The sequence below is a fragment of the Pontibacter sp. Tf4 genome, assembly GCF_014212495.1.
GTDB lineage: Bacteria > Bacteroidota > Bacteroidia > Cytophagales > Hymenobacteraceae > Pontibacter.
On record NZ_JACKZC010000008.1, the window covers coordinates 245312 to 259171 of the forward strand.

Consider the following 13860-nt stretch of genomic DNA (forward strand, 5'->3'; position numbering starts at 1 on the left):
GCTAACTATAACCCTACTGCACATTCTTCACAAACACCAGCTGCTGACTGTCAGATTTCACGATGCTGTTCATAAAGTCCAGTAGTTTGGTATAGGCTTCCGGTTTGTGACGGCCTTTGTTCAGTTGCAGCGTGCGGATATAGGTTACCTGCTGCCCGTCTACTTTTACAGTTGTTTTAAAAGAACCGAACTCTGTTTTATGCTCCGTATCGCTTGGTTTGTGCTCCAGTGCATAACCCGACGGCACTTCGTACACAATGGTGTCTACTTCTGTATAAGCCATTTTGCGTTCCACATCCCACTGCCGTTTCTCAATAATGTTTGGTGTGCTGTTCCATTTGTTCATCAGGTTTGGCGTCAGGAACATGCGTTTGCCACTGATAGTAGCACACTGGCGCAGCGTGAGCTCCAGCGTTTCGTCCACTTCAGGCAGGCGGTCTTTTTTCAGGTTAAGCGAGAACTTGTTCAGCTCAAACGCAGGTATGCCAATGTTGCGGTAAAGCCATTTGCGCTGATCCTCCGGCGAGGCCGAGTTGATCAGCCTGGCATACACCTCGTGGTCCTGGCCTGTGTAGCGGGTATGGGCGCTGGCAGTACCGTTGCCTTTGTCGTCCAGTTTCACTTTTACGGTGCGGTGGTGCGTGTTTTCAGCAGCTGTGTAAACCGGGGTCTTCACCAGTTTGCCGCCTTCCGGGGTTATTAACAAGGCTTTGCGGTTACCTGTAAAGCTACCCGAGTAACCCGCCGCTTCGGTCTGGCTGGTGCACTCAAGCCACAGTGTGTCCTGCTCCATTGGTACCGATAATACAACGTGGTTAAACTGGCTGCTCGGGAAATCATCACGCAGATCAGGTGCATCTTCGCCGGCCCGTATCAGGGCATAATAAGAATCTATACCTGCCACTTTCAGCATCGACAGCGTATAGTTGGTGAGCGCCTTGCAGTCGCCGTAGCCTTTGCTGTCCACAAAGCTGGCCTCAAACGGTTGCCAGCCACCTATGCCCAACTGTATCGACACATACCGGGTGTTGCTTTGCAGATACTCGTAAATACGTTTTACTTTTTCTTCTTTGGTTTTGGCATCGGCTACAAGGGCTTTTATTTTAGCTTTTGTGGCTTCCGGTAGCTCATCGCGGCCGGCATTCAGCTTGTTCATCCACTGCCCGAAGCTCTGCCACGTGCTCATGTCGCCGGCATAGCCCTGCACTTCAAAGGTGGTAGGCGCTGTATGCACCAATGGCACCAACTCTGTAAAGTCAGGCATATAAGGCTCTGCCTTAAAAGAAGTCAGGTCGTTTACCTGCCAGATGTAGATATCGTACCCGCCTTCTTTTTTTATAGTTACCGGACTTTGCAGGTTCTGTTCGCGGTAGCGCATTTTCATACCAGCCGGCATCACTACTGTAAATACTGATTTTGCAACCGACAGATTTTCTTCATCAAGGGGCACCCAGCGTGGGTAAAACATCATGTTGGAAGAAGTGGTCTGGTACTCAAACTCCACTACAAACGGGTACATGGTGTGCGTCAGGTCGGCGATCTTCATGCGGTTATCTTCAAACAACGACACCCCCGACACAGCACTTACATCCGCCACATCACTGCTCTTCAGCGATTTTATCTTCTTCCCGTTTCTATCAAAAGAAACGCCTTTCAGGTAATTTACCTTCGAGAGCTTGTCGTAGGGCACGTACATTTTAGCGCGGTGCAGCCCGTTCTCGTTCAGGATGGTAAGGTTTACCTTGTAAGTAGTAGTAGCTGAGGCCGGTGATAGCACCGTAAAAACGGTTTCCTCGGAATTGACCACCACATTGGCGCCCTTGGTAAGGTCGGCGGTGCGGGCAGCTATAGTTGCAAATGGCAGGGCCAGCCACAGTAGTAAGGGCAAAACGGCCAGTTTGTATCTCATAAAATGGTTGGGTAAGTATAAACCGGCAACTGCAAACCCAGGCTGCTGCCCGGGCTATAGTTGCCGGCTTATAGTGATAAACTATAAATTACAAATTAGTTGGCAGTTGCCTTTTTCAGCACGATCTGCTCGGCATGTTTCGCGATGATCTGGTTATAGAACTCTTTCAGGAACGTATATTCCGGGGCGTAAAACACAGGTTTGTTTATGCTTATGCGGCTCATTACCTGTAGCATATTGCCGTCCTGCTGCACTATAAACGTAAAGCGCCCCCCATTTTCCGGCAACGATATCACCGAACCTTTCGGGGCTTCATCTATCACATAGCCGGCCGGGATGGTAAACTTCGTGATAATGGTCTCATCTATAGGCGAAGCAAAATCAACCGGGTACTGGCGCTCGTTCAGCTTAAACGGACTCTGTTTTTTGCCATGGCCAAGCAGCGGGCTCAGGTAAATGATGTCGGCCAGCTGTCCGGTACCGCCAGAGCTTATGTCATAATTTATCTGGAAAGGCTCGCTTATCTTCTCGGTGTTGCCAAACGAAGGCTTGCCCAGTTTATAGTTACCGATCTCGCGCGTCAGTCTTTCAGCAAATTTATCTTCGCCTTCCTCGGCCAGTGTTTTGCGCAACGACAGGGCATAGTAGCCACCCGCCGATTCGGTGGTTTTTCCTAAAAGCTCGCCGGTAGGGCTAAAAGTTACATCTGTTGTTATAAACTGCGAGTAGTTTGCCGGTTTAAGGGCTACCCAACGGTTTTCTTTTCTTTTGATCAGGTGGCCCTCATCGTTCAGGGCACGTACCGGCAGCATCCCGAAAGGCATTAGGGGCTCGGTCGCATCCAGCAGTATTTCCTTGCCATCTACCACCACATGCGCCAGTACGTAGTTAAACTTATTGATCAGAGGAGAGCCTTTAGGCGGACGGCCGTTGCTGCGGGTACTTACCAATACCGGGTTGGCATCGAACGACGCTTCCTGCAGCATAGCCACCAGCATCAGGTTTATATCGGCAGCACTTCCGGTACGGGTATCGTAGGCTTTGCGCAGCGTGTTGGTTGCTAAGTAGTGGTACTTCCCGTTCCAGGTCATGCGGTCTTTCACGTGGTTATAGATAGCCTGCACCAGTTCTTCCTTCGTCTTATGCTGGGCTGTAAGCAATGCCAGCTCGTTCTTATAATAGCCACTGCGGTTCAGCTGTTCCCCGAAGCGTTCGCTCAGCAACAGGTCTCTTGTTACGTCGTCCCAGTTTCCGGTCATGGTTTGCGGAGCCTGGCCCGGCAGGCGCACCTGCTGCAGCTCAAACTCTATCTTCGCCTGGAAATCCTTCATGGTCGTGATGTAGCTTTCTTCGCGCAGGGCAGGTATATCCTTCATCGCCCAGGTATAGGCATAGTTGATAATCTGCGTGCTTCCGGTAGCCTTGTTCGATTTGTCGCTATTGTACAACGGGTGATAACCCTGCATCAGAAACTTATAGTTAAAGATGTCAGGTATCTCGGCGCGGTACTCGCTCCACAGGGTTGGTATCGTTGTCTGGAATTCCCACTCGCGCAGGTTATAGGCAAAATCCGAAATGATGGTATATTCCACATCTATCACAGAGCCGACTTTTACGTTTGGCATCGTGAACTTTTTAGAGTACCAGTTTTCGTTGTGCTGCTCATCAAACATGCTTTTGGCTTCCAGTTTATACTTCTGCACCTGGCCGTTTTCCAGGTTATAAGTAAAGCCTCTCACGTTAACAACTTTCTCTTTGTCGGCCCCTTTCATGTAGTAAGGCACCGCAAAATCGGCCCAGTCGTAGCCCGACTTTTTAAGTATTTTGATACGGATGTGACGCTCGGTAAAAACCTGCGTTTTGTGCGCAAACGAGAACCTGGAGTAACCGATATCCGACAGCACGATGGCATCGGCGGCTGTGTCCTGCGGGTACTGGGTCATCCGGAGCTCTTCGTCCGAGATCTTGCCAAACTTGGCGTCCTGTGCAAAAGCACTGGTTGTGGCAAACGCTATGCAGAGCGTAAGCCAGCACATAAGGGTAGAGGTCGCTTTCATAAGCTATAAAAAGGTTAATTTGCTGATGCTTTTTTCAGCACGATCTGCTCGGCGTGCTTGGCAATGATCTGATTATAAAACTCTTTCAGGTATGGGTATTCCGGCACGTAGAACAAAGGCTTGCTGATGCTCATGCGGCTCATAACCTGCAGTTGGTTGCCGTTCTGTTGTACCATAAAAGTAAACCTTCCCCCATCTTCCGGCAACGACACCACAGCCCCCTTCGGTGCTTCGTCTACTACATAGCCATCCGGTATGGTATAGTTCGCAATTATGGTTTCATCTATAGGGTGGACAAAATCTACCGGATAAAGGCGCTCGTCCAGTTTCAGCGGGTTTTCGGTTTTTCCGAAGCTCAGCAGCGGGTTCAGGTAAATAATGTCGGTTAGCTGGCCCATGCCCCCGGAACTTACCTCGTAGTTGATCTGCAAGGGTTTTCTAAGCTCATCTTTGGCCTGAATGGTAGGTTTTGCCAGTTTATAGTTACCGGCCTCACGGGCAAGGCTTTCGCTAAACTTTTCTTCGCCCTGTTCTGACAGTGCTTTCCTGAGCTCCAGCGCATAATAGCCCCCTGCCGATTCGCTCATTTTTCCGTTCAGTTCGCCTTGTGGTGTAAAAGCAGCCTCAATGGTTAAAAATTTAGAATGTGTGCCTGGTGTCAGCGCTATCCAACGGCTGGCGTTCGTTTTTATCAGGTGGCCTTCCGCGTTCAGTGCCCGTTCCGGCAGCAACCCAAATGGCAACAGAGGCTCGGTCGCGTCCAGCAGGTACTCCTTTCCGTTAATTTCTACCTGTGCTACCAGGTAATTAAATTTGGTTACCAACGGAGAGCTTAACGGAGGACGGCCATTATTACGGGTACTTACCAATACCGGGTTAGCGTCAAAAGAGGCTTCGCGCAACATGGCTATCAACAGCAGGTTTATGTCGCCGATGTTACCTTTGGCATCATCATATGCCTTGCGAAGTGTTAAACTGGCCGGCCCGAAACCATAGACTTTGTTCCAGGTCATGCGGGTGCGCACGTGATCGTATATTTTCTCTGCAGCTTCTTCCCTGGTTTTGCTTTCAGCCAGGATCGGGGCCACTACATTTTTAAATCCGGTCTTCCCATTTATCTGCCCGCCGAAGAGACTGTTTTTCATCAGTTCTTTGGTGATCTCTTCCCAGTTACCTATAACCTGCTGCACGGGCTTGCCCGGAAAGTGTATCTGCTGCAGTTCAAACTCTATCCGGGTCTGGTAATCTTTAAGGGTAGTGATAAAGTTCTCCTCTCTTAAGGCCGGCACATCCTTCATGATCCAGGTATACTGGTGGCTTGTTCCGGTAGCAGAATAGGCTGCTTTGCTTTGCTTGTCTGAGGAATGCAGGGGGTGGTAGCCCTGCATCAGGAACTTATATGTAATGTGGTTCGGTATCTCTGCATGGTACTCGCTCCAGGCGGTAGGTATGGTGCGCTGAAACTCCCAGGCCGGCAGATTATAGAAGGCTGTCACCAACTGAATAGTATAGGTAACATCCATCACAGAGCCTTCTTTCACGTTGGGCAGCGTAAACTTTTTCAGGTACCAGTCCTCGTAATACTTTTCATCAAATGCGCTTTCCGGATCCAGCTTTGACTGCTGCACTACGCCGTTTTCAAGGTTGTAGGTAATGCCTTTCAGTTCCAGCATCTTACCTTTCATAATGTAGGGCACCTCAAAATTGGCCCACTCGTAGCCAGTTTTCTTCAGTACTTTGATCCTGACATGGCGCTCCATCACAATGCCACGGGCACCAAACTTGGTATAACCTTTATCGAAAAGGATAACTGCTCCGGCTGCCGTGTCGAGGGGGTATTGCTTCATGGTCAGTTCATCGTTGGTAACAACACCGAACTTAGAGACCTGCGCCAGGCCCTGGAAACTGACAAAAAAAGAAAATAACAGAAGTGTGAATTGTTGGGTAAAGTTTGATCTCATAGGCTAAAAGTACTTGGCTATAGTTTGCACATAGTTGCCGGCATTTTGCACGCCACACCTCTATTTGCGACTACAAAATAGCTGTATTTTTATGAATAATTACACACGCATGTAACTTTATTTCAGCTTTTTAGCCATTAAAGCGCGGCATTATACAATTAACAATTGTACTAAATTCTTGAGTTTATAGCTGTGTGCGGCAGGTTGTAGCGGCAAATTGTAATTTATCTTATTCCGGGAATTTTATAGTTGAAAGTGAAGGACACAAAAAAACAGGCCGGTAGGTGCCTGTTAAGAGATGTGTTTTATAAGAAGAAGCAGTACGGCAGCCAAGGGTGAGAAAGGGGCCTGCCGTACTGCCTTACATGTTAAAGGTAGGAACTGAAATTATCTTTGTTCTGCCAGAACTCACGGCAGGCTTGCCGCTGCTCCTCTAAAAATTCCGAATTCTTTTTAAGCTCACGCCAGTTGCCATAGCCCAGTCGCTCGCAAAGCCTGAAAAAGTTATCGCCCTGGTTCTTATATCCTTTGGTACTTACCAGCGCACTCAGCAGGGGTCTGCCTTTGGCGTGCTCCTCTTCTGATATTTCGTCTATCACTTCGGTAAGCTGTGCTTTTTCGTAGGTATTGTCGAGGTTAAGGCCTAATTCGGCTTCGTAAATAAGGTTCTGGAAAGTAAGCTGGCTGGCCCGGCCGCGGGCTACCTGGATAAGTTTTTTACGTACGCGTGTATTCATAAGTGCAAAAAAGTTAGCTAAGCCACATACACATTTCTATTTTACTGTATGCCGTAGCAGGTCATCTGCGGCTTGTTTTAGTAATAATATATAGAAATGCTTACGTAAACCGTACAGGGTATGTTACAGCAAAGGGCAAACTTTAACTCCGGAAACTGTCCTATAATGCACTAGGCCCTTAGCAGGCGGGGCTGCTTTTCAGAGAGATATTTCCAGTAGCGTTTTGGAATGTGGCGCAGGTGCAGTTTGGGATTTTTGCGCTCGGGTATGTTTACATGGTCAAAATAGACCTGCCATAGTTGCTTGTAGCTGTGCTCCTCCTCCATCACCGCTGATTCCGGCAATACACCTATACCCTTGCGCGGCGCTGCATCCAGTGTTATAAATTGCGTGGTGTGCAGGTCGTAGTAGGCGCCATAGCGGCGACGGATATCGTAAATGGCCCAGCGCTGATCGGCGTAGCGTTTGGTAAAATGTGAAAGGATAAGCGGCAGCACATTAAAATCGGGCTCAATGTGCGCATAGTAAAGTCCGTCGGTCGTTTTCTGGAAACGCACAAAGGCCTCCATGCGGTGCTTTTCGCGGTGTACCTGTTTGGCAGCCTGCTGCACCTGAAGCACACAAGGCGCTGTATAGTTGCCTTCTATACTCTCAGCACTTTCGAAAGCCAGTTTACTATAGTTAAAGATCGTCAGCTCAAAGCCGGGCTGCTCCCACAGGTACGTGTGGTATAGTTGCTTTTGCGCTGTTACCGATAGTTTTTTCTCCAGTCCTTTCCATACCCGTTGCGCTTTCACTTCGTCGGTAACTACAGCTATAGTTTCCCCGAAAATGCCCGGCTGCGCTATCTGCTCCTGCTCAATGGTAGTTGGCCATGCTTTGCGTTCCCAGGCTTCAAACACCACCGTCAGCAGTCCTTCAAAAGAGCCGTCGTAGGTATAGAAATACATTAAACTATAGTTTACTGGTTGCTGTTGTTGCGGGCTTTCTCCGGCTTGTTTTCTGACTGCATTCTAGTTGATGAAAGGCTTTGCAGGTGAGGTACCAGCATGTTGAGCTTGCAGTAGCAGGATACGCGGGCAACTTTGTTGTTCTTTCTCATCACTTTTACTTTAATCGTTTTTATTTTCTGTGTTTCTTTTTCCTGGTCGGTAGCAACGGTTTTATACTTCTGTGCCATAGCTATACTTGGTTTATCATCCCACTTGCCTGAACAGGTCCAGCTGCTGGGTAAGCAACGGACTGCGCAAGGCTCCATCTCCAAACAATATTTTATTCCGGATGCGCTTCGAGTCGAAATCGTAAGGTTGCAGGCTTTTGTGGTTGCAGGTAATAAAGTATTTCGCCCGCTTCATTACCACACCCATTTGCTTCAGATGCTCATAGGTAAGCGTTGCAAACCTGCGTGCCGATACGATCTTTTTCGCCGACTTTACCCCGATGCCGGGCACCCGTAGTATCATTTCATAGTCTGCCGTGTTCAGTTCCACCGGAAAAAAGTGGCGGTTGCGCAGCGCCCAGCTCAGCTTCGGGTCAATGTCCAGGTCCAGGTGCGGGTTGTGCTCGTCCAGTATCTCCTTCACATCAAAACCATAGAAGCGCATCAGCCAGTCGGCCTGGTAAATGCGGTTCTCCCGTATAATTGGCGGCTCTGTAATAATTGGCAATCTGTTATCCGCACTCACCGGCACGTAGCCCGAGTAGTATACCCGCTTTAAACTATAGTTTTTGTACAAGTCGCTCGAAAGCTGCAGGATCTGCTGGTCGTTCTCGGCCGAAGCCCCAACTATAAGCTGCGTGCTCTGCCCGGCCGGTGCAAACGCAGGTGCCGACTTAAACAGTTTCTGCTCTTCCTTGGTCTGGATTAGTTGCTGCTTGATGTTATCCATGGGCAGCAGAATCTCGCTATAGTTCTTTTCCGGAGCCAGTTTTACCAGGCTTTGCTCTGATGGCAGCTCAATGTTCACGCTCAGGCGGTCGGCATATAAGCCGGCTTCTTTTATGAGCTCTTCGCTGGCGCCCGGTATCGTTTTCAGGTGAATGTAGCCGTTAAACTTTTCTTCCTGGCGTAGTTTTTTGGCAATGCGCACCAGGCGTTCCATGGTATAATCTGCATTCGAGAAAATGCCGGAGCTCAGAAACAAACCCTCGATATAGTTGCGGCGGTAAAAGTTAATGGTCAGGTCCACTACTTCCTGCACCGTAAAAGCAGCACGTTTAATATCGTTGCTCTTGCGGGTAACACAGTAGGCACAATCAAAAATGCAGTAATTGGTCAGTAGTATCTTCAGCAGCGATACGCAACGGCCGTCTTCGGTATAACTATGGCAGATACCCATGCCTTCGGCGTTGCCTAGGCCTTTGTTCTCGTTTTTGCGTTTACCACCACTCGACGAGCAGGAAACATCATACTTGGCAGCATCTGCTAATATCTTTAGTTTCTCCGTTATTTTCTCGTTCATGCGCGGTACTTTGTTCTGCTTTAGTGCTTTAAAGGTAGGCAACACTTGCAAACATACCTAATAAATTTAGCAAAACTTATACACAGCTTTATCAACAATCGTGTTAATTACTAAATTATTTAGCTTAATAAGTATCCAGCTTAATTTCAGAAGGAGAAGATGGCTGAACTGCTTTCAAAAAACGTTATCTTTATCAGTTATACTTTGCTTTCGCGCTACTCAGGTACCTTATGCGTCATCTTCGCCCTTGCTATAGTTTGCTGCGCCTGCTTTTGCCGCTGCTGTTGCTGCTGCCCGCCCTGCAAGGTAATGCCCAGAAAAAACCTGTAGCCAAACCCGACACTGCTATAGTTGCCGATACCACCCGCCGGTTTGAAGACCGCGTGATGCAGAACCTCCGCGAGCTTTCGGAGCGCAAAACCATTATGGGCAAACTGCTGAACTCGATCCTGGTATTTGACCGCAAAGATGAAGTACTGAACCTGGACGCCGAACTGATAGAGCGCGAGTATGAACGCCACAACTATAAGGTAGTGCGCAACATACGGGTCATTTCGCTGGATGCTTTTGGTTACTCGATAAACGACACCACCCGCGTACCGGCCAACTGGTTCGAGAAAACCGGCAATTTCTTTCATGCCCGGTCCAAGGGCAGCCTTATCCGGAACAAGCTGCTTTTTGAGACAGATAAAACACTGGAACCGCTTGCCCTGGTAGAATCGGAGCGATTGCTGCGCCAGACCGACTACATTCTGGATGCCCGGATTATAGTTAATGAACGCACCACCACAGACGACAGCCTGGATGTGATCGTGATCACGAAAGACGTATTCAGCCTGGGTGGGTCGGGGTCGTTTACGCCATCGTCGGGGTCAGGCCGGATAACCGTGCGCGAACTTAACTTTCTGGGGCTTGGCCATCAGCCGGAGCTCACGTATCGTTTTAACCAGGAAGCGCCGCGCCCCTGGGAGTTTGCCGGGCGCTATAGTATTGAGAACATTGGCCGCTCTTATATTACTGCCAACATTGCCTATATAAACGAGAACCGATACCAGGAACGGAGCGCTTTCCTGTCGCGTGATTTTTATGCTACCAATACCCGCTATGCCGGTGCCGTGGGCGTAAGCCGCATAGAAGAACAACTATTGCTACCACCTGCCAACGGCGATGCTACCCCAACCTTTGGCACTTTAAGCTATACCCGCCGCGATGCCTGGTTTGGCCGTGCCTTTAAGTTCAAGAGCTACAACCTTGGCTACGAACCGCGCGGCCGCCTGATCCTGGGTGTCCGGGTGATCGACACGAAATACCACATCGTTCCGACAGAGAACTTCCATAGCAACCAGCTTTATTTGGGTAGTATCGGCTATAGTGTGCGCAAGTACTACAAAGACCGTTACCTGTTTGGCTTTGGTAGAACAGAAGATATACCCACAGGCGGCATTGTGTCGGTAACGACAGGCTACCAGGATGGGGCCGGCACCAACCGACGCTATTTCGGGGCTTCGGCCGCATTTGCGCAATACCGTTCGCATCTGGGCTATTTGTATGGCAATGTATCGTGGGGCTCGTTTTTAAATGATGACACCTGGGAACAGGGAAAACTGGAAGTGCAGTCGTTGTACTTTACGCGTTTGTATGAGCGTGGCAACTGGAAACTGCGCCACTACCTGCAGACCCGTGCCACTTTTGGCCTTAACCGCAACCCCGAAGAACTGCTCACCATCAACAACAACGATGGCCTTCGCGGCTTTAACTCCGAAATGCTGCGCGGCAGCAAGCGGCTTACCCTTAACTATGAGGCAAACCTGTACACGCCTTTTTCTTTTTTAGGATTTAAGCTGGCCACGCTTGCTTTTGCCGATGTGGCCTGGCTATCGGCGGGGAACAAGACCAGCCCGCTCAAAAACAAGCCGTACACCGGTTTTGGCCTGGGCCTCCGGTTCCGCAACGAGTACCTGTCTTTCAGCACGATACAGATCCTTTTCAGCTTTTACCCACGCCTGCCTGTTAACGAAGACATCCGCGGTTTTAAAGTATACGAGGCCTCCCGCCCTTACTACGACTTCACGGATTTCCGCTTCGAGCGGCCGGGCGTAGCCGAGTTCCGGTAAGCGTTTTTCATATCCTTTTCGGGGTTTCTGCGGTAAGTATAGATGTATAATTACAAACTATACCTATGGAAAAGCTACGAGAAAAATCAGAATATGAAGGAAACCCGGTCGGGTTATCCGATAACACCGCCAAAGCCATGGCCCGCGACCTGGACCGCCACCTGGCATCGTTCATTACACTTTATAACCAGTACCACAAACACCACTGGATGGTAGAAGGCCCGCAGTTCCGCGACCTGCACCTGTTCTTTGAGGAGCACTACACCCAGATACACGAGCAGTACGATGCCATTGCCGAGCGCCTGACCGTAATGGGCTTCTGCCCTACCTGCCATCCTAAAAAGCAGCTGGAGATTTCTTACATAGAACACGAAGAAGAAGGTGTTTTCAGGATAAGGGAGATGCTGGCCAAGGACATGGAAGACGAGAAAACGATAGCCGTAGAGCTGCGCAAAACTATAAAACTGGCATTTGAGCACGAAGACTTCGCAACAAAGGCCCTGCTGGAAGGCATATTGATCAAAACCGAGGACCGCTGTCACCACATCGAGCACTTCCTGGGCGATGACGGTTTATCGATCGGTATGATTGCGCGTCCGGAGGATATTATGGAAAAGGAAGATAAACCCAGCCGCAGCAGCAAAGCCGCGTTAAGAACCACTACTAAAAAGCCGGTTGCAAAAGCAAAGGCGAAGTAAGTGTAAACTATAGTTTGAAAAAGGCAGCTTTATAAAAGCTGCCTTTTCTGTTTTTAGCAGCCTGGTTATTGGTTTGTGCTGTTGGATAACTATAGACCTATAGTTTGATTAACTATAGTTTCTTATTTGTTATGTCGAGCAGAGCTGGGAAATCTTATATGTGCTATAGTTTCCATTATTGTCATTTCGAACAGAGTGAGAAATCTATTTTGGACTATAGTTGGTAAAGACCTAGCAGCGTGCGCAGCTCCTGCTAGCGTCTGGTGCTATAGTTAGCTTTGCCTACTAACTGAACCAAGCCGTTTCTTTCATAGCTTCTTTCAATCCTGGGAGCTCTAATAGCCTACTGTTTTATAGTTAGTTTGGCTCCCTCCCAGGCCGGGAGGCCCCGTCTTCGGGCATCGCGCTGCTGCCTTCTTGCTATCCTCGTCCCTCGGATTGCCTATCGGCACCGCAACAAGTCAAAGGCGCTCAACCCAAAGACTGATAGCAGTTCGATAGGTTATGATCTGGCTATAGTTACTGTGCCTGCTCTTAGTTAAAGCAGATCGGTTACTTTCTCGTGGCTATAGTTCCGTAGGGACAGGTAAACCTGTCCTGTTCGTAGGCTGGAGCTATAGAACTATAGTTGAGCCTATAGCAGTATCAGAGTTCCCCTCCTTGGATAAGGAGGGGCAGGGGTGGTTGGATTTCGGCAACTATAAAACTATAGCTGCAACTATAGCAAAAGCCCCAATCCTGAAAATCCTAAAATCCTGCGAATCCTATTCAGACAAACTCCCTCTCCTGTTTTTAGGAGAGGGCCGGGGTGAGGTAGCAACAGCCGGTGCTAAGAAATACCACAAATCCTGCTAAATCAGTTAAATCCATTTACCACTTATCATTGGCTTTTATACTTAACTTACTCTGTTTTATACTTTACCTGAAATATATAGCGTTGTTCTATTTAGCTGGCTCTCAGCTTTTATAGCGTTTGTGTTTTTGTTAGATTTGTAGAGCGGCACTTTTACGCAACAAACTATAACACGCACATGGTAGATTTAGGCAACTATAACGAGCTGGAGATAGCCCGGGAAGTAGATTTCGGAGTATACTTAACCTCAGAAGATGGGGATATTCTGCTGCCTGCCAAATATGTGCCCGAAGGCGCCAAAGTGGGCGACTTGGTGCGCGTGTTCGTGTACCGCGACTCCGAAGACCGGGTAATTGCCACCAACCTGACACCTTATGCCACGGTAGGCGAATTTGCCGGACTGCTGTGCAAAGATACTTCAAGCTTCGGGGCGTTTATGGACTGGGGACTGGAGAAAGACCTGCTGGTACCGCTCAATAACCAGAAAGTAAAGATGGTACCCGGTCGCAAATACTGCGTGTACATTTATTTAGATGATGCCTCGGACCGCATTGTGGGCACCGCCAAGATCAACAAGTACCTGAACAATGAGGACATACAGGTAAAAGAAGGTGAACAGGCAGATCTGCTGATCGCGGAGTACACCGACCTGGGCTACAACGTCATCATCAACAACCAGTACAAAGGCCTGCTGTACCGCAACGAGGTGTTTAAAGACCTGGAGATCGGTGACAAACTGCCCGGTTACATCAAAACCATACGTCCCGATAACAAGATAGACGTAACACTGCGCAAACCCGATGCTGATACGTTCAGCGAGATGGATGAAACCTCAGCTAAGGTAATGCAGCTGCTCGAAGAACAGAACGGAACCCTGAACCTGTCGGATAAAAGCGACCCGGAAGACATTTACCGTGTAGTGGGCGCAAGCAAGAAAATGTTTAAGCGCGCTATCGGCAACCTGTACAAGGCAGGCAGGATTGAGATCTTCCCGGATTATATAAAGCTCAGGCGTTAGTTAGCCATACTTCCGCTAAAACAACCTATAAACAAGACTAACAACTATAAC

At 48.8% G+C, this 13860-nt stretch carries 10 protein-coding genes; 3 read left to right on the forward strand and 7 right to left on the reverse strand.

The window, feature by feature from the left end:
* Positions 1-13: 13 nt before the first annotated feature.
* From H7F15_RS14835 to H7F15_RS14865, 7 genes are all read right to left on the reverse strand, one after another.
* A complete protein-coding gene (locus H7F15_RS14835) occupies positions 14-1909 on the reverse strand; it encodes a DUF3857 domain-containing protein (protein ID WP_185197775.1) in 1896 nt (631 codons plus the stop codon).
* Positions 1910-2004: 95 nt separating this feature from the next.
* Positions 2005-3966 carry a DUF3857 domain-containing protein gene (locus H7F15_RS14840; protein ID WP_185197776.1) on the reverse strand — a complete coding sequence of 654 codons (1962 nt, stop codon included), beginning with the start codon at positions 3964-3966 and terminating at the stop codon, positions 2005-2007.
* A gap of 14 nt (positions 3967-3980) precedes the next feature.
* Positions 3981-5927: a DUF3857 domain-containing protein gene (locus H7F15_RS14845; protein WP_185197777.1), complete on the reverse strand. Its 1947-nt coding sequence runs from the start codon at positions 5925-5927 to the stop codon at positions 3981-3983.
* 368 nt (positions 5928-6295) lie between these two features.
* Complete coding sequence (locus tag H7F15_RS14850; protein ID WP_185197778.1) at positions 6296-6664, reverse strand: hypothetical protein; 369 nt, start codon at positions 6662-6664, stop codon at positions 6296-6298.
* Between the two features lie 170 nt (positions 6665-6834).
* On the reverse strand, positions 6835-7614 hold the full coding sequence (locus H7F15_RS14855; protein ID WP_185197779.1) for a TIGR03915 family putative DNA repair protein: 780 nt from the start codon (positions 7612-7614) through the stop codon (positions 6835-6837).
* 11 nt (positions 7615-7625) lie between these two features.
* A complete protein-coding gene (locus H7F15_RS14860) occupies positions 7626-7844 on the reverse strand; it encodes a hypothetical protein (RefSeq protein ID WP_185197780.1) in 219 nt (72 codons plus the stop codon).
* A gap of 16 nt (positions 7845-7860) precedes the next feature.
* Positions 7861-9126 (reverse strand): putative DNA modification/repair radical SAM protein, encoded by a 1266-nt coding sequence (locus H7F15_RS14865; protein WP_185197781.1) that lies wholly within the window; start codon positions 9124-9126, stop codon positions 7861-7863.
* 230 nt (positions 9127-9356) lie between these two features.
* On the opposite strand from H7F15_RS14865, the gene H7F15_RS14870 reads away from it, so the two are divergent.
* The 3 genes from H7F15_RS14870 (at position 9357) to H7F15_RS14880 (ending at position 13809) form a co-directional block, all read left to right on the forward strand.
* The gene (locus H7F15_RS14870; RefSeq protein WP_185197782.1) at positions 9357-11240 is read left to right on the forward strand and encodes a hypothetical protein; all 1884 of its coding nucleotides are present in this window, start codon (positions 9357-9359) and stop codon (positions 11238-11240) included.
* 65 nt (positions 11241-11305) lie between these two features.
* The gene (locus tag H7F15_RS14875; protein ID WP_185197783.1) at positions 11306-11938 is read left to right on the forward strand and encodes a Dps family protein; all 633 of its coding nucleotides are present in this window, start codon (positions 11306-11308) and stop codon (positions 11936-11938) included.
* A 1031-nt stretch (positions 11939-12969) separates the two neighbouring features.
* The gene (locus H7F15_RS14880; RefSeq protein ID WP_185197784.1) at positions 12970-13809 is read left to right on the forward strand and encodes a S1 RNA-binding domain-containing protein; all 840 of its coding nucleotides are present in this window, start codon (positions 12970-12972) and stop codon (positions 13807-13809) included.
* Positions 13810-13860 lie beyond the last annotated feature (51 nt).